The sequence below is a fragment of the Mumia quercus genome, assembly GCF_025506335.1.
In the GTDB taxonomy this organism is placed as follows: Bacteria; Actinomycetota; Actinomycetes; order Propionibacteriales; family Nocardioidaceae; genus Mumia; species Mumia quercus.
In genome coordinates, this window is the sequence record NZ_JANZYO010000004.1 from 22,528 (window position 1) to 42,723 (window position 20,196).

General features: G+C 70.3%; 22 protein-coding genes. 4 read left to right on the plus strand and 18 right to left on the minus strand.

Annotation, left to right across the window (positions count from 1 at the left end):
* Positions 1-45: 45 nt before the first annotated feature.
* The gene (locus NYZ95_RS09430; RefSeq protein ID WP_262851004.1) at positions 46-318 is read right to left on the minus strand and encodes a DUF7218 family protein; all 273 of its coding nucleotides are present in this window, start codon (positions 316-318) and stop codon (positions 46-48) included.
* 76 nt (positions 319-394) lie between these two features.
* Between NYZ95_RS09430 and NYZ95_RS09435 the strand changes: the two genes are divergently transcribed.
* Entirely contained in the window at positions 395-1,027 is a 633-nt protein-coding gene (locus tag NYZ95_RS09435) for a nucleoside/nucleotide kinase family protein (protein WP_262851006.1), read from the plus strand.
* Here the strand turns inward: NYZ95_RS09435 and NYZ95_RS09440 are convergent, their stop codons facing one another.
* From NYZ95_RS09440 to NYZ95_RS09450, 3 genes are read right to left on the minus strand one after another with little or no spacing between them, the layout of a single operon-like run.
* The gene (locus NYZ95_RS09440) at positions 1,028-2,188 is read right to left on the minus strand and encodes an acyl-CoA dehydrogenase family protein (RefSeq protein ID WP_262851008.1); all 1,161 of its coding nucleotides are present in this window, start codon (positions 2,186-2,188) and stop codon (positions 1,028-1,030) included. It abuts the gene before it with no gap.
* A gap of 4 nt (positions 2,189-2,192) precedes the next feature.
* On the minus strand, positions 2,193-2,621 hold the full coding sequence (locus tag NYZ95_RS09445; protein ID WP_262851010.1) for a pyridoxamine 5'-phosphate oxidase family protein: 429 nt from the start codon (positions 2,619-2,621) through the stop codon (positions 2,193-2,195).
* An 11-nt stretch (positions 2,622-2,632) separates the two neighbouring features.
* Positions 2,633-3,643, minus strand: coding sequence for an aldo/keto reductase family protein (locus tag NYZ95_RS09450; protein ID WP_262851011.1), 1,011 nt, complete (start codon positions 3,641-3,643; stop codon positions 2,633-2,635).
* Between the two features lie 72 nt (positions 3,644-3,715).
* Here NYZ95_RS09450 and NYZ95_RS09455 point away from each other — a divergent pair, with 72 nt between their 5' ends.
* Entirely contained in the window at positions 3,716-4,225 is a 510-nt protein-coding gene (locus NYZ95_RS09455) for a hypothetical protein (RefSeq protein ID WP_262851013.1), read from the plus strand.
* A gap of 40 nt (positions 4,226-4,265) precedes the next feature.
* Positions 4,266-4,766, plus strand: coding sequence for a DUF421 domain-containing protein (locus NYZ95_RS09460; RefSeq protein ID WP_262851015.1), 501 nt, complete (start codon positions 4,266-4,268; stop codon positions 4,764-4,766).
* Between the two features lie 7 nt (positions 4,767-4,773).
* Here NYZ95_RS09460 and ppgK read toward each other — a convergent pair whose 3' ends face one another.
* Positions 4,774-5,532, minus strand: a complete 759-nt coding sequence (gene ppgK, locus NYZ95_RS09465; RefSeq protein WP_262851017.1) for a polyphosphate--glucose phosphotransferase — start codon at positions 5,530-5,532, stop codon at positions 4,774-4,776.
* A gap of 38 nt (positions 5,533-5,570) precedes the next feature.
* Positions 5,571-6,776: a 4-hydroxyphenylpyruvate dioxygenase gene (gene hppD, locus NYZ95_RS09470; RefSeq protein ID WP_262851019.1), complete on the minus strand. Its 1,206-nt coding sequence runs from the start codon at positions 6,774-6,776 to the stop codon at positions 5,571-5,573.
* Positions 6,777-6,929: 153 nt separating this feature from the next.
* Between hppD and NYZ95_RS09475 the strand changes: the two genes are divergently transcribed.
* Positions 6,930-7,430 carry an Lrp/AsnC family transcriptional regulator gene (locus NYZ95_RS09475; RefSeq protein WP_262851021.1) on the plus strand — a complete coding sequence of 167 codons (501 nt, stop codon included), beginning with the start codon at positions 6,930-6,932 and terminating at the stop codon, positions 7,428-7,430.
* 3 nt (positions 7,431-7,433) lie between these two features.
* Here NYZ95_RS09475 and NYZ95_RS09480 read toward each other — a convergent pair whose 3' ends face one another.
* From NYZ95_RS09480 to NYZ95_RS20595, 12 genes are all read right to left on the minus strand, one after another.
* The gene (locus NYZ95_RS09480; protein WP_279307580.1) at positions 7,434-7,835 is read right to left on the minus strand and encodes a heat shock protein transcriptional repressor HspR; all 402 of its coding nucleotides are present in this window, start codon (positions 7,833-7,835) and stop codon (positions 7,434-7,436) included.
* Positions 7,836-7,837: 2 nt separating this feature from the next.
* Positions 7,838-8,983, minus strand: a complete 1,146-nt coding sequence (dnaJ, locus tag NYZ95_RS09485; RefSeq protein ID WP_262851023.1) for a molecular chaperone DnaJ — start codon at positions 8,981-8,983, stop codon at positions 7,838-7,840.
* Between the two features lie 43 nt (positions 8,984-9,026).
* Complete coding sequence (grpE, locus tag NYZ95_RS09490; protein WP_262851025.1) at positions 9,027-9,602, minus strand: nucleotide exchange factor GrpE; 576 nt, start codon at positions 9,600-9,602, stop codon at positions 9,027-9,029.
* Entirely contained in the window at positions 9,599-11,440 is a 1,842-nt protein-coding gene (dnaK, locus tag NYZ95_RS09495) for a molecular chaperone DnaK (protein WP_262851027.1), read from the minus strand. Before dnaK ends, grpE begins: the two co-directional genes overlap by 4 nt.
* A 199-nt stretch (positions 11,441-11,639) precedes the next feature.
* Complete coding sequence (locus tag NYZ95_RS09500) at positions 11,640-13,733, minus strand: YhgE/Pip domain-containing protein (protein WP_262851029.1); 2,094 nt, start codon at positions 13,731-13,733, stop codon at positions 11,640-11,642.
* Positions 13,730-14,545 carry a P-loop NTPase family protein gene (locus NYZ95_RS09505; RefSeq protein WP_262851031.1) on the minus strand — a complete coding sequence of 272 codons (816 nt, stop codon included), beginning with the start codon at positions 14,543-14,545 and terminating at the stop codon, positions 13,730-13,732. The genes NYZ95_RS09500 and NYZ95_RS09505 overlap by 4 nt, the downstream gene beginning before the upstream one ends.
* A gap of 72 nt (positions 14,546-14,617) precedes the next feature.
* The gene (locus NYZ95_RS09510) at positions 14,618-15,550 is read right to left on the minus strand and encodes an urea transporter (protein WP_262851033.1); all 933 of its coding nucleotides are present in this window, start codon (positions 15,548-15,550) and stop codon (positions 14,618-14,620) included.
* Positions 15,551-15,558: 8 nt separating this feature from the next.
* Positions 15,559-16,572: an urease accessory protein UreD gene (locus NYZ95_RS09515; RefSeq protein ID WP_262851035.1), complete on the minus strand. Its 1,014-nt coding sequence runs from the start codon at positions 16,570-16,572 to the stop codon at positions 15,559-15,561.
* Complete coding sequence (gene ureG / locus NYZ95_RS09520) at positions 16,569-17,204, minus strand: urease accessory protein UreG (RefSeq protein ID WP_262851037.1); 636 nt, start codon at positions 17,202-17,204, stop codon at positions 16,569-16,571. The genes NYZ95_RS09515 and ureG overlap by 4 nt, the downstream gene beginning before the upstream one ends.
* Positions 17,205-17,247: 43 nt before the next feature.
* Positions 17,248-17,943, minus strand: coding sequence for an urease accessory protein UreF (locus tag NYZ95_RS09525; protein ID WP_262851038.1), 696 nt, complete (start codon positions 17,941-17,943; stop codon positions 17,248-17,250).
* Positions 17,944-17,948: 5 nt separating this feature from the next.
* Positions 17,949-19,676 carry an urease subunit alpha gene (gene ureC / locus NYZ95_RS09530; protein ID WP_262851039.1) on the minus strand — a complete coding sequence of 576 codons (1,728 nt, stop codon included), beginning with the start codon at positions 19,674-19,676 and terminating at the stop codon, positions 17,949-17,951.
* Entirely contained in the window at positions 19,676-20,155 is a 480-nt protein-coding gene (locus NYZ95_RS20595; RefSeq protein WP_443677474.1) for an urease subunit beta, read from the minus strand. Before NYZ95_RS20595 ends, ureC begins: the two co-directional genes overlap by 1 nt.
* Positions 20,156-20,196 lie beyond the last annotated feature (41 nt).

Here is a 20,196-nt window from a genome sequence, read left to right on the forward strand (position 1 = left end):
CCTTCGGTCCAGGGTGCGAGCGTACGGGCCGCGCGGGGCTGTCGCTCAGCTGTTGCGCAGGGCGGAGATCAGCTCCTTCTTGCTCATCGACGACCGCCCGTCGATCCCGACCTCCTTCGCCCGCGTGTACAGGTCGGACTTGGACCAGTCCTCGTAGTCGCCCGACTTCCCACCCTTGCGCCCCACGTTGGAGCGCCCGCGTGCCGCGGCGGCGTTGGCGATGCGCGCCGACTTCTGCTTCGAGTTGCCCTCGTCGCGCAGCTCCTCGTACAGCTTCTTGTCCTTGACGCTCGGTCCCGGTGACTTGCGAGCAGGCATGGTGCTCTCCTCTCTTGCGCCTTCGTCCTCGGAGTACCCGGGTGGCCCCGCGGACATGCGCGGCCACACTGGTGCCATGACGACGACCGTCCTGCACGACCTCGACGGCGCGGTGGCGCGCGCACGAGATCTCGTCGCCGCCGGCGGGCGCATGCTCGGGATCGCCGGTGCGCCCGGTGCGGGCAAGTCGTGGCTCGTCGACGAGCTGCTCGTACGACTTGTCGACCTCGCGCCTGCCCACGTCCCGATGGACGGCTTCCACCTCGCGGACGTCACGCTCGACCGGCTCGGGCTGCGCAACGTCAAGGGCGCTCCGGAGACGTTCGACGTCGGGGGCTACGTGGCGACGCTGCGGCGGATCGTGTCCCGCGCGGAGGGGCGCGTGTACGTCCCCGGGTTCTCGCGGGACCTCGAGGAGCCGCTCGCCGCCGCGCTCGAGGTCTCTCGCGAGGCGGGGCTGGTGGTGACGGAGGGGAACTACCTGCTGCTCGACGAGCCCGGCTGGCGCGAGGCGCGCGGGCTGCTCGACGAGGTCTGGTACGTGAACGTCCCCGACGACGTGCGCGTACGACGGTTGGTGGAGCGCCACGTTACGTTCGGCAAGGCGCGGGAGGAGGCAGCGGCCTGGGTACGCCGCAGCGACGAGGCGAACGCCCGACGCGTCGTCGCCGTACGAGGGCGCGCCGACGTCGAGGTCCACCTCGGCTGATCAGCGTCGCGCGCGCCGGACCAGGTTCGAGCCGATGATGAGACGCTGGATCTCGCTGGTGCCCTCGTAGAGCCGCAGCAGGCGGACGTCGCGGTAGATCCGCTCGACCGTGCTCTCACGCATGTAGCCCGATCCCCCGTGGACCTGGACGGCGAGATCGGCGACCTTGCCCGCCATCTCGGTGCAGTAGAGCTTCGCGACCGACGGCGCGACCCGCCGGTCCTCGCCGCTGACGTAGGCACGGGCCGCCTCGCGCACCAGTGCACGTCCGGCCATCACACCGGTCTGCTGGTCGGCGAGCATCGCCTGCACCAGCTGGAAGTCCCCGAGCAGCGTCCCGCCCTGCGTCGCCGTCGCGGCGTAGGCGACCGACTCGTCGAGCGCCCGCTGCGCCTGCCCGACGGCGAGGGCGGCGATGTGGACGCGCCCCTTCGCCAACGAGGTCATCGCCGCGCGGTAGCCGACCTCGACCGCCCCGCCGACCAGCGCGTCGTCGTCCACCCGCACGTCCTCGAGGTGGACGTCGGCGGTCCAGGCACCCTCCTGGCCCATCTTCTGGTCGTGCGGGCCGATCGACAGCCCGGGCGCGTCACCGGGAACGAGGAAGACTGCGATCTGGCCGTCCTCCGCCTCGCCGCCCTCGACCCGCGCGAAGACCATGAAGAGGCCCGCCAGCGGCGCGTTCGTGATGAACCGCTTCTCACCGCTGAGCACCCACCCTCCGTCGACGCGACGCGCTCGGGTGCGTAGGCCCGCGGGGTTGGAGCCCGCGCCTGCCTCGGTCAGCGCGAAGGAGGCGACGACCTCGCCGCTGGCGACCCGCCCGAGCCATGCCGACTTCTGGGCGTCCGTGCCGAAGTTCACCAGCACCTGGCCGGCGATCCCGTTGTTCGTCCCGAACATGGAGCGGAACGCGAGCGTCGTGTAGCCCAGCTCCATCGCGAGCTCGACCTCCTGGGCGAGGTCGAGACCGAGCCCGCCCCACTCCTGGTCGATCGCGTAGCCGAACAGCCCCATCTCGCGGGCCCTGGCCCGGAGGTCGTCGGGGATCGCGTCCGTGTCGACGATCTCCCGCTCGCGCGGCACGACCTCCTTGCGGACGAACCGACGGACCTGGTCGAGGACGTCGGCGAGCTCGTCGTCTCCCACCTGCTGGCTCACGAGGTCACTCCCACGCGATGCGACGACCGCTGACCTCGCTGGGCGTGAGCGAGATCCAGAGGATGCGGGTCCCGTCGGCCCACGGTGTCGCGCGGTCGGGCCCCCACAGCTGGCTGAGCACCGCCGGGTCGGTCTCGTGCTGCCCGGTGCCGCTGAGCAGGACCGACCACCCCGTCTGGTTGGGGTGGTCGATCATGTCCACCTCGAACGCGATCGGTGCGTCGGTCACGGCCTGCGCCACCGCCCCGTACGGGGTCGTCCGGAAGAGCACGCGTCCCTCGTGCACCTGGAAGTTGACGGGGAAGATCTGCGGCGTGCCGTGATGGATGAACCCGACCCGTCCCACCTCCTGCGTCGCCAGCAGCTCCCAGCAGTCGGCCTCCGACAGCTGGAGCAGCTGACGGTGGGGTCCTCGTTCGTCGAGCGGGCTCATCGGTCGTCCTCTCAGCTCGGGCGTTCCTTCGGCGCGTTCTGCGCCGTCATCGCGGGATCGCGGACGACCACGTCCCCGAGGACGTCGTCGATGGCGGTCATGATCTCGGGCTCCAGCGTGACGCCGCTCGCCGCGACGTTGTCGGAGACCTGCTCGGGTCGCGACGCGCCGATGATGGCGGCCGAGACGTTGCGGTTCTGAAGGACCCAAGCCACGGCCAGCTGCGCCATCGACAGCCCTGTGTCGGCGGCGATCGGCGCGAGGCGCGCCACCCGCTCGAGCACCGGCTCGTTGAGCCAGCGGGCGATCATGTCGGCTCCGCCCTTGGCGTCGGTGGCCCGCGAGCCGGGTGGCAGCGCGGCGCCGGGCTTGTACTTGCCGGTGAGGACGCCCTGCGCGATCGGCGACCAGACGATCTGTCCGATGCCGAGCTCTTCGCTGGCGGGGACGACCTCCTCCTCGATGACCCGCCAGAGCATCGAGTACTGCGGCTGGCTGGAGATCAGGGAGATGCCGAGGTCCTTCGCGAGGGCCGCACCCGCGCGCAGCTGGTCGGCGGTCCACTCCGAGACGCCGATGTAGAGCGCCTTGCCGGAGCGTACGACGTCGGCGAACGCCTGCATCGTCTCCTCCAGCGGCGTCTCCACGTCGTAGCGGTGGGCCTGGTAGAGGTCGACGTAGTCGGTCTGAAGGCGACGCAGCGAGCCGTTGATCGACTCCATGATGTGCTTGCGCGAGAGCCCGCTGTCGTTGTGACCGCGAGGCCCGGTCGGCCAGTAGACCTTGGTGAAGATCTCGAGCGACTCCCGCCGCTGGCCGGCGAGCGCGTCACCGAGGACGGACTCCGCTGCCGTGTTGGCGTAGACGTCGGCGGTGTCGAAGGTCGTGATGCCCTCGTCCAGCGCGCGGCGTACGCACGCGGTCGCGACGTCGGCCTCGACCTGCGAGCCGTGGGTGAGCCAGTTGCCGTACGCGATCTCGCTGATCTTCAGACCACTCGCGCCGAGGTAGCGGAACTCCATGACCCCACGTTAGTGCGACCTGCCTGGCACCGGGTCCCGGCCACGGGCCGGTCGCACGGCAGGATGTGCTGCGTGACGACGTTCGACGACGTTCCCGAGGGCAGCACGACCGGCACCGCGCGCTGGACGACGCGGGTCACGCTCGTGGCGCTCCTCGTCGTCGTGATCGCCGGGGCCACCGGCCTGCTCGGCGTCCGCAACCTGACGGCGACCGCCGAGGAAAGCGGTTGGAAGCTCTCCGTCGACTACCCGAGGCTGGCGCGCGCCGGGCTCGACACTCCGCTGTCGATCACCGTCTCGAACCCCGACGGTGTCGGCGAGGAGGTCGTGGTGGCGATCTCGCAGGAGTACCTCACGATCTTCGAGCACCAGGGGATCTTCCCCGACCCCAGCGACACGACCACCGACGGCGACCTGCTCTACCTCACGATCGCGGCCGAGCCCGGCGCGACGAAGGTGCGGGTCGACTTCGACGTGTACATCCAGCCTTCCGCCCAGGAGGGCGAGCAGGCGACCGTCGCGGTGGTCGAGGGCGGTCGACCCGTGGTCTCGACCGAGATCCGCACCAGCCTCGTCCCCTGACCCGACCGACCACGCCCCTGCGGCAGAACGGAGGACCGCGATGGAGATCGTCGTCCGCGCGATCGTCGTGTTCGCGTTCCTGTGGCTCATCACCCGTGCTGTGGGACGCTCCACGCTGGGCGAGCTGAGCACGTTCGAGCTGGTGCTCTTCATCGTCATGGGCGACCTCGTGCAGGGCGCGGTGACCCAGCAGGACACCTCCGTCACCGGGGCCGTCCTGGCCGTCGGCACGTTCACCCTCCTGACGGTCGCCCTCTCGTGGCTTTCCTGGCGATGGCCGAAGCGGTTGCGCTTCATCCGCGGTGAGCCAGTGGTGGTACTGCGCGACGGCGAGCCACGGATGAAGGTGCTCGCCGACCAGCGCCTCGCCCTGGCCGACCTCGTGACCTCCGCCCGACAGCAGGGGGTGCGCCGGCTGAGCGACGTCGAGATCGCCGTCCTGGAGACCGACGGGCGGATCTCGTTCTTCACGTACGAGGACGAGGGCGGGGACGACGGCGAGGACGACGGCGCCCCCGAGAGCGGGCCGCAGGCGGCGTGAGGCCGCCTCAGTCGTTCGCCCTCGCCGCGATCAGCGCGGCCCCGATGATGCCGGCGGCGTTGCCGAGCCGAGCGGCGACGATCGGGGCCCGCAGGTGCAGCAGGGGCAGGTACTTGTCGGCGTGCTTGGCCACCCCACCGCCGACGATGATGAGGTCCGGCCAGAGCAGGTCCTCCAGACGCGCGTAGTACGTCTGGAGCCGCTCGGCCCACTCCTCCCACGAGAGGTCCTCGTTCTCGCGGGCCGCCGACGACGCCGTCAGCTCGGCGTCCTCCCCGTCGATCCGCAGGTGGCCGAGCTCGCTGTTGGGGACGAGGACGCCGTCGTTGATGAGCGCGGTGCCGATCCCGGTGCCGAGCGTCGTCATCAGCACCAGCCCGGACGTCCCACGCCCCGCCCCGTACTCCAGCTCGGCGATGCCCGCCGCGTCGGCGTCGTTGGTGACGACGGCGGGACGCTCGAGCCGCTCGGAGAGCAGGCGCTCGGCATCGGTGCCGATCCAGCTGCGGTCGATGTTGGCCGCGGTGCGGACGAGTCCGCGCGTGACGACGGCCGGGACGGTGACCCCGACGGGAGCCCCCTTCGCGGGCGCGAAGTGGTCGACGATCTCGGCGACGACGTCGGCGACCGCGTCTGGCGTCGACGGCTGCGGGGTCTCGATGCGCAGCCGCTCGTCGGCGAACACACCCTTCTTCAGGTCGACGGGCGCGCCCTTGATGCCGCTGCCGCCGATGTCGACCCCGATCGGACGCGAATGCTTGGCCATGGGACCAAAGGTGCCACCGTGCGGCGTCTGGTGCTGGCTCAGACGTTGCCGCGACGCTCCTGCTCGCGCTCGATGGCCTCGAACAGCGCCTTGAAGTTCCCCTTGCCGAACCCCAGGGACCCGTGCCGCTCGATCAGCTCGAAGAACACCGTCGGGCGGTCGCCGACCGGCTTGGTGAAGATCTGCAGAAGGTAGCCGTCCTCGTCGCGGTCGACCAGGATCCCGCGCGCCTGCAGCTCCTCGATCGGCACCCGGACCTCGCCGATGCGCTCGCGCAGCTCCGGATCGGTGTAGTACGAGTCCGGGGTGTCGAGGAACTCCACGCCCTCGGCGCGCAGCACGTCCACGGCCGCGAGGATGTCGTTCGTGGCCAGCGCGAGGTGCTGGGCCCCAGGCCCTCCATAGAACTCGAGGTACTCGTCGATCTGCGACTTCCGCTTCCCCGGGGCCGGCTCGTTGAGCGGGAACTTCACGCGGTGGTTGCCGCTGGCGACGACCTTGCTCATCAGGGCGGAGTAGTCCGTCGCGATGTCGTCCCCGATGAACTCGGCCATGTTCGTGAAGCCCATGACGCGGTGGTAGAAGTCCACCCACTCGTCCATGCGGCCGAGCTCGACGTTGCCGACGACGTGGTCGAGAGCCTGGAAGACGCGCTTCGGGGCGCCGGCACGCTTCTGGAAGGTGCCCGTACGGGCGACGTACCCCGGAAGGTACGGCCCGTCGTAGCGGGACCGGTCGACCAGGGTGTGGCGCGTGTCGCCGTACGTGGCGATCGCGCCGAGCCGGATCGTGCCGTGCTCGTCGGTGACGTCGTGCGGCTCCTCGAGCACGGTCGCGCCCTGCGCGCGGGCATGCGCGACGCAGCGGTCGACGTCGGGCACCTCGAGCGCGATGTCGACGATGCCGTCGCCGTGCGCCGCATGGTGGGCGACCAACGGGCTGTCAGGAGCGACGGCACCCTTGAGGACGAAGCGAACGCCCCCGCTGCGCAGGACGTACGAGGCGTGGTCGCGGTTGCCCGTCTCGGGCCCGGAGTAGGCGACGAGCTCCATGCCGTACGCGGACTGGAAGTAGTGCGCGGTCTGCGCGGCGTTGCCCACGACCCACACCACCGCGTCCCAGCCGGTCACCGGGAAGGGGTCGTTCTGCTCGTCGTACTCCACCAGGCCGACGAGCTGCTTGAGCTGGTCGACGTCGAGTCCGGCGAGGGCTTCCTCACTGGTCAGCGTGTGCTCGATGGTCATCTCAGATCCTCCTGGGCGGCTGTGGGCCCGATCACAGCGCGTCCGCAGGTGGCTGTGCAACTCGCAAGGTCCGCGCTGGTCAGAATGCGCAGATCGACCAGCCGATCCCGTGGGCCAGTAGACGCTCAGTCCAGTTCGTACGATCGTGGAGGGATGAACCTGGACGCACTGGACCTTGCCCTCGTCCGCGCGATGCGCGAGCACCCCCGCGCCGGCGCGCTGGAGCTGTCCCGGACGGTCTCGGTCGCCCGCGGGACGGTCCAGGCACGCCTGAAGCGCCTGGAGGACGCGGGCGTCATCACCGGCTACGGCCCCGACGTCGACCTGCGGCGCGCCGGCTTCCCGGTCCAGGCGTACGTGACGCTCGAGATCGCGCAGGGCGCGCTCGACGAGGTCCGCGAGGCGCTGGACGCGATCCCCCAGGTGGTCGAGGCGGTCGTGACGACCGGCTCGTTCGACGTGCTGTGCCTCGTCGCGACCGCGTCGCACGAAGAGCTCCAGGAGACGCTCCTGCGACTGGACCAGTCCCCGAGCATCGTCCGGTCGACCAGCATCGTCGTGCTGTCGGTGCTCATCGGACGGCGGGTGCAGCCGTTGCTCGAAGCCGCCCCGCACGCGCAGACGCACCGCGCCCCCGCGTACCGGGCTCGCTGAGCGTCAGCGCGCCCGGGACCGGCGTACGACAAACGTCGGCGCCTCGGTGAACCGCACCGGCAGATTGCGCACCCGCGGCACCGACGAGTCGCGCGCCTCCAGCTCGGCCTCCAGCTCGGCGACACGCGACTGGAGGGCCATCACCTGGTTCTCGAGCTCGAGGACACGCTTGACGCCCTCGAGCCCGAGCCCCTCGGCAGTGAGCTGGGCGACCGAGCGCAGCAGCTCGATGTCGCGCAGCGAGTAGCGGCGGCCACCGCCGCCGGTCCGGGCGGGGCTGACCAGCCCGAGCCGGTCGTACGTGCGCAGCGTCTGCGGGTGCAGCCCTGAGAGCTCGGCGGCGACGCTGATCACGAAGACCTTCGCCTCCGGGCCCGGCGGGACGAACTCCTTACCGCGCGACATGGTCAGGCACCTCCTGCGAAGAGCGCCGCCCGCGGGTCGGCGCCGTCACGGGCGGAACGGTACGACTCCACGGCCGCGCGCTCGTCCTCGGTCGGAGCGGTGGGAACCTGCACCTCGACCGTGACGAGCAGGTCGGCCTTGGTGCCGTCCTTGCGCGGAGCGCCCTTGCCCCGCGCCCGGAAGGTACGCCCGTTCGGCGTGCCGGCCGGGACCTTGATCCTCACCGGCGCCCCGTTGAGCGTCGGAACGGCGATCTCAGCACCGAGCACAGCCTCGTCGAAGGTGACGGGCACCGTGATGGTGAGGTTGTCGCCCTTGCGCCCGAAGACGCGGTGCGGCCGGACGTGGACGGTGACGTACAGGTCGCCGTTCGGCCCGCCGTTCTCACCCTTGGCACCCTTGCCCTTCAGCCGGATGCGCTGGCCGTCCTTCACGCCGGCAGGGATGCGGACCTGCATGGTCCGCGCGGACGCAGCGCGGCCCGACCCGTGGCAGGTGTCGCACGCCTCGTCGACCACGAGCCCGCGGCCGCGGCACACGTCGCACGGCTCGGTCATCGTGAAGACGCCGCCCGAGGCGCTCGTCTGCATGCCGCTGCCCTCGCAACGGGGGCAGACACGCGGGACGGTGCCGGCCTTGGCGCCCGTGCCGTGGCACGTCGGGCACGGCTCGTCGCTGGACATCCGCAGCGAGACCGTCGTCCCCGAGATCGCGTCGTCGAACGACAACGTCGTCTCGGACTCGAGGTCGGCACCGCGGCGCGCCGGCGCCGAACGCGTCCGCGTCCCGGCACCGCCGCCGAACATGCCGCCGAGCAGGTCGGAGAAGTCGAACCCCCCGCCGCCGCCCTGGCCGTAGCCGAAGCCGCCGCCGCTCGTACGCCCGCCGCCGAAGCCTCCACCGAAGGCGCCGGAGGAGAACATCGCCCGCTGCTCGTCGTACTCCTTGCGCTTGTCCGCGTTCGAGAGCACACCGTAGGCCTCGGAGATCTCCTTGAACTTCTCCTCGGCCGCCTTGTCACCGGGCTTGGCATCAGGGTGGTGGTCTCGCGCGAGCTTGCGGTACGCCTTCTTGATGTCGGACGCGCTCGCGTCCTTCGAGACTCCCAGGATCTTGTAGAAGTCCTTCTCGAACCACTCGTTGTTCACGAGACCACCTCCCTACTTCTGCTCGATCGCACGGACGTGCGTGTCACTCTGCCGTGGACTCGGACTCATCGTCGACCTCCGGCTCGGCCTCCTCGTGCTCGACGACCGACACCCGCGCGGGGCGCAGGATCTTGTCACCGATCCGGTAGCCGACCTGCATGATCGCGTCGACCGTCGGCTCGCCCTCGGGCGCGTCGGCGTCGAGGCGGTGCATGAGCGCCTCGTGGAGCATCGGGTCGAACACGTCCCCGCGCTCGCCGAATGCCTCCAGACCGTGCGCGCTCGTGGCCTGGACGAGCGAGTCGGCGACGGCCTTGAAGCCGCCCTCGAGCTCGCCGTGGTCGCGAGCGCGGCCGATGTCGTCGAGCACCGGGAGGAACGAGGCGAGCACTGCCGCGGTGGCGTTCACCCGCTGCGCCTCGCGGTCACGGTCGACGCGCCGCTTGTAGTTGACGTACTCGGCCTGGAGGCGCTGGAGGTCGGCCGTCCGCTCGGCAAGCTGCCGGGCGAGGTCAGAGACGGCGAGCTCCTCCTCCTGGGCCGTGGCCTCGGGGGCCGGAGCAGCCTCCTGCTCCGGCACCCCCTCGGCCTCGGACGTGAAGTCGCGGTCCGACGTCACTTCGTCTCACCCTCGTCGTCGACGATCTCGGCCTCGACGACGTCGTCCTCCTCGGCCTGGGCCTGGCCCTCACCGGAGCCGGCCGCGTTGGCCTGGGCGGACGCCGCCTCGTACATCGCCGTGCCCATCTTCTGGCTCGACTCACCGAGCTTGGCGATCGCCGCCTTGATGGCGTCGGTGTCGTCGCCGTTCAGCGTCTCCTTGAGGGCGTCGACATCGGCCTGGACCTCGGCCTTGACGTCGTCACCGACCTTGTCACCGTTCTCGGCGAGGAACTTCTCGGTCGAGTGGACGAGCGTCTCACCCTGGTTGCGGACCTCGACGGCCTCCTTGGCCTTGCGGTCCTCCTCGGCGTACTGCTCGGCCTCGCGGACCATGCGGTCGATGTCGTCCTTGGAGAGGGCCGACCCGCCGGTGATGGTCATCGACTGCTCCTTGCCGGTGCCCCGGTCCTTCGCGGAGACGTTGACGATGCCGTTGGCATCGATGTCGAAGGTGACCTCGATCTGCGGCACGCCGCGCGGCGCCGGCGCGATGCCCGTCAGCTCGAACGTGCCGAGCATCTGGTTGTGTGCCGCGATCTCGCGCTCCCCCTGGTAGACCTGGATCGCGACGGACGGCTGGTTGTCGTCGGCGGTCGTGAAGACCTCCGAGCGCCGCGTCGGGATCGTGGTGTTGCGCTCGATGAGCTTGGTCATCACGCCGCCCTTGGTCTCGATGCCCAGCGACAGCGGGGTGACGTCGAGCAGGAGGACGTCCTTGACCTCGCCCTTCAGGACGCCGGCCTGGAGGCTGGCGCCGACGGCGACGACCTCGTCCGGGTTCACGCCCTTGTTGGGCTCCTTGCCACCGAGCAGCTCACGGACCAGGTCGGAGACGGCCGGCATGCGGGTCGAGCCACCGACGAGGACGACGTGGTCGATGTCGGCGACCTTGATGCCCGCGTCCTTGATGACGTGCTCGAAGGGGGCGCGGGTGCGCTGGAGCAGGTCGGCGGTGATCTTCTGGAACTCCGCACGGGTCAGCGTCTCGTCGAGGAACACGGGGTTCTTCTCGGCGTCGACGGTGATGTACGGGAGGTTGATCGAGGTCGACTGCGAGCTGGAGAGCTCGATCTTGGCGCGCTCGGCGGCCTCACGGACACGCGGCATCGCCATCTTGTCCTTGGTGAGGTCGAGGCCGGTGCTCGCCTTGAACTTGTCGACGATCCAGTCGACGACCTTCTGGTCCCAGTCGTCGCCGCCGAGGTGGTTGTCACCGCTGGTGGCCTTCACCTCGATGACGCCGTCACCGATCTCCAGCAGGGACACGTCGAACGTGCCGCCGCCGAGGTCGAAGACGAGGATCGTCTGGTCGTCGCCCTTGTCGAGGCCGTACGCGAGCGCAGCCGCGGTCGGCTCGTTGATGATGCGGCTCACGTTGAGGCCGGCGATCTCGCCTGCCTCCTTGGTGGCCTGACGCTGGGCGTCGTTGAAGTACGCCGGAACGGTGATCACCGCGTCGGTGACCGGCTCGCCCAGGTACGCCTCGGCGTCGCGCTTGAGCTTCTGCAGCACGAACGCCGAGATCTGCTGCGGGGTGAACGTCTTGTCGTCGATCTTGACCGACCAGTCGGTGCCCATGTGACGCTTCACGGACCGGATCGTCCGGTCGACGTTGGTCACACCCTGACGCTTGGCGACCTCGCCGGTCAGCACCTCGCCGTTCTTGGCGAACGCGACGACGGACGGGGTCGTACGGGCACCCTCGGCGTTAGCGATGACGGTGGGCTCGCCACCCTCCAGGACGGCGACGACAGAGTTGGTCGTGCCGAGATCGATTCCGACCGCACGGGCCATGAGTTCCTCCTGATGGATCGCGGTACGGGGCGCGTCATGGGTTCGACGCGGACCCGCTTTGCCAGCACTCTTGTTAATTGAGTCTGATGTTATCAACTTATGTGAGCGCGACTTCATTCCACCGTAGCGGCAACGATTTTCGCCTCCGCCCCGGGGCAGAGGAGGGCGCTGCGGCCGGCGGACGCCCGCCGGGAGCGGCTCAGAGGACGAGCTCGGGCTGCAGCTGCTTGGGCGTCCAGACCTTCTGCCGTCGGGCCGCCAGCGCGGTCAGCAGGATCGCGACGACGAACACGGCGACCAGCACCGAGAGGTCCCGGGCGACGATCCACGCCTCGCCCCCGTAGAGCGTCTGCCGGAGCCCGTTGACCGCGTAGGACATGGGCAGGAGCCAGTGCAGCGACCGCAGCGGCTCCGGGATCGTCTCCCACGGGAAGGTGCCGCCCGCCGTGACCAGCTGGACGAGCATGAGGACGAGCCCCAGGAACTCGCCCACCTCGCCGAGCCAGGCGTTGAGCGCCTGCAGGATCGCGACGAAGGCCATCGACGAGATCACGAGCACCGCGGCCGTCGCGACCTCGTAGACCGGATCGATGTCGAGAGCGAACCGGACGATCGTGAACATGACCGCGACCTGGACCAGCCCGACGACCGCCGGCGGGGCCCACCCGCCGAGCGCCGTCCGGGTCGCCGGACCGTTCGCCGCGAGGGCACGCGCCGACAACGGCCGCACGAGCAGGAAGAGCACGTACGCCCCGATCCATGCCGCGAGCGACATGAAGAACGGGGCGAGGCCGGCACCGTACGACCCGGCGCGCGCGAGCGTGTCCTCCTTGACGGCCACCGGGTCACCGATCGTCTCCGCGGTGTCACGTGCGGTCGTCTTGTCCAGGTCGGGGACTTTGCGCAGCCCGTCCTGCAGCCCGTTCCGGAGCTCGCCGGTCCCGGTCTCGAGCCTCGCGCTGCCCTTGCGCAGCGCCGTGCTCGAGGTGGCGAGCCGCTCAGCGCCGTTCGCCACCTTCTCCGTCCCGTCCGCCAGCGTGCCGGTGCCACGCGCGAGGGTCTGGGCGCCGCGGTCGACGCGCGCCGATCCCGAGGCGAGCTCGGCTCCGCCCGACGCGGCCTTCCTGATGCCCCGCGTGAGCACGGGGGCGGCGGCCGCGAGCTTCTCGGTGCCCGCGGCGACCTCGGAGGAGCCCTTGCTCAGCGCGTCCAGCCGGTCCGCGGCGCTCTCGATCTGCGCCGCCACCGCATCGACCGGGACCTCGGCGTCGGCGAACAACGCCATCAGGGCGTCTCTCTCGGCGTCGGTCATCCTCCCCTGCGCGACGAGCGCGTCGAGGCCCTCGTCGAGCGAGGCTCGCGCGGCCCGGAACTGGTCGACGACCACGCCTGCCACCTCGGCCGCGTCGTCACCGACGGCGGCGACCTTCGCGTTTCCTGCGGCGACCTCCTGCGCGCCGTTCGCGAGCGTGCGCGTGTCCGACGGCAGGCTCCCCGTGCGGCGCTTCAGCTCGTCGAGCCCGTTCGACAGCGTGCTCGCGCCGCCCGCGATCCGACGCGTCCCGCTCGCCAGCTCGTCGGCGCCAGACTCGAGACGGGCGGCTCCGTCCGCCGCCTCCTCGGCGCCACGCGCGAGGGTCGCCGTCCCGTCGACGAGCTCGGCGGTCCCGCTGGTGAGCCGGCTGGAGCCGGTGACGAGCTCCTGAGCGCCCTTCACCCCCTTGGTGAGATCGGTGTGCACGACGGAGAGGCCGTCGAGGAAGCTGCTCGCGGCCACGGTGCCGACCTGTGTCGCGATCGTGTCCCGCACATCGCCCACGATCGTCTCGGCGACCCGGGTGACGAGGTAGTTGTTCGCGTCGTTGGTGATGAGGGTGAGCCCTGCTCGCTCCGGCTCGAACCGGGCGGACGACGTCAGCTCCTCGGAGAACTGGGGACCGATGATGAGCGCGGCGTCATAGCGTCCGTTCCGCACGCCGGACTCCGCCTCTCCCTCCGTCGTCTCGACCCAGCCGAACCCGCCGTCGCCTCGCAAGAGGCGGTCGGCGACCTCGCCGCCGTAGTCGACCTTCTCGGTCGTCCCGTCGATCGCGTCGGTCAGGGTCGCGCCACGGTCCTGCACGACGAGGGCCGCCGGGACGCGGTCGAGCTCGCCGTAAGGGTCTTCGTTGGCGAACAGGTAGAGCCCTGCGTACAACGAAGGGATCACGACCATGGCGAGGATCGCCAGCTTGGGCAGGGTTCCGGCGCTGATGCGCCGGATCTCCGAGACGGCCAGCCGGATCGCGATCATCGATCCTCCTCCTTCGCACGGGGAGCACCGGGCTCGTGCTGGTCGTCGGCAGGAACCTCGCCGAAGAGCCATGCGGTGTCGAGCGACTGGTCGGGGGCCGGACGCTCGGCGTCGCCTGTGGTCGGTCTCGGCGCGGACGGCGGCCGGGTACGGAGCGCCTCCAGCGGTGTCGCGCGGCGTGCGCTGTCCCCGTGGGCCGGCGGGATGTCGGCACCGAGGTCGCGCGCCGAGGAGCGGCCGCACTGGACGACCACCCCGTACCCGAACGACGCGTACGCCTGCGCGATCTCCCACCAGTCCGCCGGCTCACCACCATGCCTGTCGGGCAGGGAGAGCACGAGGAAGCGGACCCCCTTCCGCTCGGCGGCCAGCGCAGTCAGCAGCGCCGTACGGACGGCCCCCCCGACCTCGTCGACCCGGACGGTGCGCAGCGCACCCATGTCGTGCCGCTCCAGCCAGCGCGTCGGCTCACCCGGCACGGCACCCCGGCGGGCCAGGGCGAGGCCTTCGGCGGTGACGGTCCCCACCGGGACCGCGTCGTCGGGCTCGGAGACGGCGGGGAGGTCGACGACGGCGGTGAGGCGTCGGCGCTCCTTCCGGTCCTCGGTCGTCGACCCGTCGTCCCTGACGAGCCGCACCCGACCCGAGAACGGGGAGAGGCGACCGGTCGCGACGAGGGCCATGGCTGTGTGGCCCTGCCCGGGTTCCCCGGCCATGAGCACGCACTCACCCGTCGAGACGGTGAACCGGTCGAGCTCGAGCAGCGGGCCGCGCCGCCCGTAGACGGTGATGTCCTCCAGCACGAGCTGCACGTCGGCACTCCCTCGGTCAGCGACCGCGTGGGCGTCGTCGTCGCGGCTGGCGCGCGCGTCCGCCCTGCGGCGTCATGGGCGTTTGAGCACCGGGATGAACCCCGCGACGACCAGCAGCACCCAGGTGGTGAGGATGTAGGGCCACGTGTAGTGCGGCTGATCGGTGAGGTCGGTCATGACGAGGGTCGTCACCGCCGTGATCGCCGCACCGACCCCGGCGTACACCCACGAGGCAGTGCTGCTCCTGAGGAACACGACCGAGAGCGCGATCGCCGTCAGGACGCCGGAGTAGCCGGCCAGGCCCTCCGCGATGGTGGCGTCGGTCTCCCCGAGGGCGAGCGCACAGAGGCTGCCGATCACGCTGCCCATCACAGCGGCGACGCCGACCTTCCAGGAGGCGATGAAGAGTCCGAGCAGGATCAGCGCGCCGGCCCACACGCTGTTGACCAGGACGACCTCGGAGACGTTGGCCAGCAGCGAGCGCAGCACGGACTCTCCCGTGCCGTCCGTGGTGTGCACGGGCGACGAGCTGACGTGCAGGCTGGTCGTGGAGACGTAGATGATCCCTGCGACCGCGCAGAACGGCGCCGTGGTGGAGGGCAGTCCGAACCGCTCCAGCGGCCGTCTCCCGAAGAGCCAGACCAGGAACCAGGCCACCGGTGCGGTCAGGATGCCGCCGACGATGGTGAGGACGTACGACCAGCCCTGCCCGCCCATCGCGGTGTAGACCGCCGCACCGATGAGCGCCCCGTTGAAGCCCTGCATCCCGATCCTGATGCTGTCGGCGCCTACCTTCAGCGCCGCGCCCGCAAGGGTCGAGGCGATGGTCCCGAGCAGCGCCAGGACCGCCATCTCCCAGTCGGCGACGACGAAGGCGGCCAGGATCAGCAGCCCCGTCCAGACGTTGCTCTGGAAGAAGATCTCGGACATGCCCCGCGGCAGCGCGGCGAGCCACGTCACCCAGGTGTTGGGGGGTGCCGCGGCCGTGGCTCCGGTTGCCGACATGACAGCTCCTAGCTCTTGCGAACGACGGGGGCTTCGATGCCGGTGAGGAGACCTCGCAGCGCCCGCCACGCCTGCGTGACGGCGTCGAGGACCAGGTGGGTGTCGTCGCTCAGCAGGCGTACCCACACGCCGGCGTCCCTGGGGAGCGCACTCACTCCCAGGACGACGCCGGCCTCGACCGACGGGGCGAGCGCCTGGTGCAGGAGCTCGCTGATCTCGGCCACCGACGCGCGGGGCGTCAGCACGTAGAGCATCGACAGGACGTCGTGGTCGTCGAGGACCGCCAGTCCCCCGGTGTCACGGTCGGTGGGGGTGAGGCGCACACGGTCGAGGGCGACGACCGAGCCGTCCGGACGGCGCACCTCCAGGTCCGCCGCGAGCGCGGTGTACTGGTGGCGCTCGTCGCTGGCGAGCCGCCCCGCGACCAGCGTCTCGCCGATCACCAGCGTGGCCGACGGCGCGAGCGTGACGTGGGTGCGTTGGTAGAGACGGGCGTCGGCGAAGGCGATCACCGGGTCCGGGAGGTACTCGACGTACGCGTCGTCGTCGACGCGGACGTTGACCTGCGCCACCGCGTAGTCGTGCTCCATCCGCAGCACCTTCGTGTACGCCGACGTGGTCACGTACGCGGACGTGCCCGGGCCGAACGTGAGGTCCGTACGGAGGCGGTCGCCCTGCAGGATGCCGGCCCCGGTGGACATGAGGTACGTGTACGGCATGTCCGGCCGCGCGGTGTCGTAGTAGAGCGGGTGCATGATCTGCAGCGGCGACTTCTGGTAGTGCTGGACCAGCTCGGTCCCGTTCCCGGTGCGCGCGAACTCGAGCTCGAGGACGCCGATCTTGCCCGGGCTCCCGGTCGGGAGCGTGTCGGGCACCCCGCTGAAGCGGGCCACCTCGTGCGGGACCCGGACCGGCTCGTAGTACGCCGGCTCGAGCCGGTGCCCCCCGTACCCCGTCGACGGCGCGCCCACCTTCGGCACCGCGGACGCCGGCGGCGCGTCGTGGAGGGTGACGGTCTTCATCGCGACAGCACCGCCGGCCGGGCGTGCCAGGCGGCGAGGATCTGGTCCTGGAGCTCGTCGACACCGTCGCCCGTCAGCGAGTTCGTGAGGACGACCGGCTTGCCGTCACGGACGCGTCGCGCATCGGACTCCATGACGGAGAGATCGGTCCGGACGTACTGGGCGATGTCGATCTTGTTGATCACGAGGATGTCGGACTCCGTGATGCCGGGGCCACGCTTGCGCGGCATCTTCTCCCCTTCGGAGGTGTCGAGGACGAACACGAAGACGTCGGCGAGCGACGGCGAGAAGGTGAGCGTGAGGTTGTCGCCGCCCGACTCGTACACCAGGGTGTCGACCTCCGGGTACCGCTCGAGCATCTCCGCACCCGCCGCAAGGTTCATCGTGGGGTCGTCACGGACCGCGGTGTGGGGACACGCGCCGGTCTCCACCCCGACCACCCGCTCCGGGTCGAGGATGCCGGCGAGCTCTCGTCGCACGTGCTGGGCGTCCTCCTGCGTGTAGATGTCGTTGGTGATGACCGCAGGCTGGCGCCCGGCGGCGAAGAGCCGGGGCACGAGGGCCTCCGTCAGTGCCGTCTTGCCCGAGCCCACCGGTCCTCCGATGCCGATCCGCAGCACGTCGTTGCTCATCCGTCCCCCTCGTTGTCGTCGGTCGGGCACCGCTGGGGTGCCGTCAGCTCGCGAAGAGTCGTGCCTCCGCGCGCTCGTGCTGGGCAGACATGACGTCCGCCATCGGGACGCACCCGCCCATGTCCTCGAGGTCACGGCCGACCGCCTCGGCAGCCTCCTCGGCGATGACAGGTCCGACGGCGTGCAGCACGACCTGCACGTGCCGGTGGTCGGAGAGACGCAGCCGCAGTGCCGCCCCGAGGAAGCTCACCGCGAACGCGAACAGGTCCGAGGCGACCGCCTGCTCCGTTCCCACGCCGGCCGCCGCGTACGCGACCGCGGTCGCGACCGGCTGACAGCCCGGCGTCTCCTTCGCGGCGACGGCCCGCTTCCACTCCTCGAGCTCCGGCCCACCGATCGCCTCGAGCGCGATGTCGGTGAGCTGGTGGCCGCTGCGCACCGACGCTCTGCGCATCTCTGCGTTGAGCTTCGCGGCGAACAGCATCTCGTCGACCCGGCGCACGCGCTCCCAGTCACCGTCCTCGACCGCGTCGTGCGCCCGGGCGAGCGCCGTGGCGTCCCCCGGGCCGACGGAGTGCCGCAGCAGTCCGGTGAGCAGCCCCTCGATCCCGTCCTGGTCGACCGCACCCGCCTGGCTGAACCCCTCCAACCCGTGCGACATCGTGTAGAAGCCGCTCGGGAACGCGGAGTCCGAGAGCTGGAGGCTCACGAGGAGGTCCCGCACGGTGGTCGACGTCATGGTGCTCAGGCGAGGAAGAAGAGCTGGGTCAGCGGCAAGGACTGCGCCGGCTCGATGTGCGCCGGCTTCCCGTCGTACGTCACCTTGTAGGTCTCAGGGTCGACCTCGATGACGGGAGCCTGATCGTTGTACAGCATGTGCTGCTTGCCAATGGACCGGCACCGCCGTACGGGCAGCACCTGACTCTCGAGCCCCAGCTGCTCCGGGACGCCGAGATCGATGGCGGCCTGGGACATGAAGGTCACCCGGGTCTTCTGCTGCGCCTTGCCGTACCCGCCGAACATCGGCCGGTAGTAGACCGGCTGAGGCGTCGGCAGGGACGCGTTGGGATCACCCATGATCGCCCAGTTGATCAGGCCACCCTTGACGATCATCCGTGGCTTCGCGGCGAAGGCGTCCACCGTCCAGACCACGATGTCGGCGATCTTGCCGGCCTCGAGCGACCCGATGTAGTCGGACACCCCCTGGGTGATGGCCGGGTTGATCGTCACCTTGGCGAGGTAGCGCAGGACGCGGAAGTTGTCGTTGCCCGTGCCCTCGTCCTCCGGCAGCGCTCCGCGCATCTCCTTGTTGTGGTGCGCGGTCTGGAACGCGCGCGTCACGGACTCGCCGATCCGGCCCATGGCCTGGGAGTCCGACGAGAACATCGAGAGGACGCCCTCGTCGTGCAGCACCGTCTCCGCCGAGATGGTCTCGGCACGCACCCTCGAGTCCGCGAACGCCACGTCCTCGGGGATGTCGTGCGACAGGTGGTGGCACACCATCACCATGTCGAGCAGCTCATCGACCGAGTTGGCGGTGTAGGGCAGCGTCGGGTTGGTCGACGACGGCAGGATGTTCGGGTAGCCCGCCGCCTTCATGATGTCCGGCGCGTGACCGCCGCCGGCGCCCTCGGTGTGGTACGTGTGGATCGTCCGACCGTTGATGGCAGAGATCGTGTCCTCCACGAAGCCCGCCTCGTTGAGGCTGTCGGTGTGGATCGACACCTGGATGTCGTACTCGTCGGCGACCGACAGTGCGTTGTCGATGACCGCCGGCGTCGAGCCCCAGTCCTCGTGGACCTTGAGCGACGACGCACCGGCCTCGATCTGCTCGATGAGGGCCGCGGGGAGGGAGCCGTTTCCCTTGCCGTGGAAGCCCATGTTGACGCCGACGTCCTCGGCCGCCTGGATCATGCGGTGAAGGTGCCACGCTCCCGGCGTGGTCGTGACCCCGTTGGTGGCGTCCGTGGGTCCGGTGCCACCACCGAACAGTGTGGTGATGCCGTTCGAGAGAGCCGCCAGCGCCTGCTGCGGAGAGATGTAGTGCACGTGAGTGTCGATCGCCCCGGCGGTCACGATGCAGTGCTCTCCCGCGAGGACCTCGGTGGTCGCGCCGACCACGAGTCGCGGGTCGACTCCGTCCTGCAGCGCCGGGTTCCCGGACTTGCCGACACCCGCGATCTTGCCGTCCTTGACACCGATGTCGCCCTTGACCACGCCGAGGACGGGATCGAGGATGATCGCGTTGGTGATGACGAGGTCGAGCGCGCCCTGGGCGCTGGTCGCCTGCGGGTCTGCCGCCATGCCGTCGCGTGCTGTCTTGCCGCCGCCGTAGACGACCTCGTCGCCGTAGTGCCCCTCGTTGAAGTCCTTCTCGATCTCGATGACGAGGTTGGTGTCGGCGAGCTGGACCCGGTCGCCCCTCGTCGGCCCGAAGAGATCGGTGTACTGCTTGCGCGAGACGGTTGCCATCAGCTCTTCCTCTTCCTCGTGGACCCTGCGGACTTCTTCACCGGGCTCGACTTCTTCGCCGCGCTCGACTTCTTCGCCGGGCTCGACTTCTTCGCCTTGGCCGCTGGCTTGCCGTTCTTGAAGTCGCCCTCGGTCATCCTGGCCATCGCGTCGATCTGCGTCTGCCTCGCGTCGAGACCGCCGTCGACGAGGTTGTTGAACCCGTAGACGCGGCGCGCGCCTGCGTACGCCGTCAGGACGACGTCGCGGGTGTCACCGGGCTCGATGCGGACACCGGTCCCGGCGGGGATGTCCAGGTGCATCCCGAAGGCCCTCTCCCGCTCGAAGAGGAGGGCACGGTTGACCTCGAAGAAATGGAAGTGCGACCCGACCTGCACCGCACGGTCGCCCGTGTTGCTCACCGTGAGCGTGACGCTCTCGCGTCCGGCGTTGATCTCGATCTCGTCGTCGAGGTGGTGGTACTTGGGACTTCCCAGCATGTGGTTCCCTCCGCATCTGTGCGGGCCGCGCGCGTGCACGC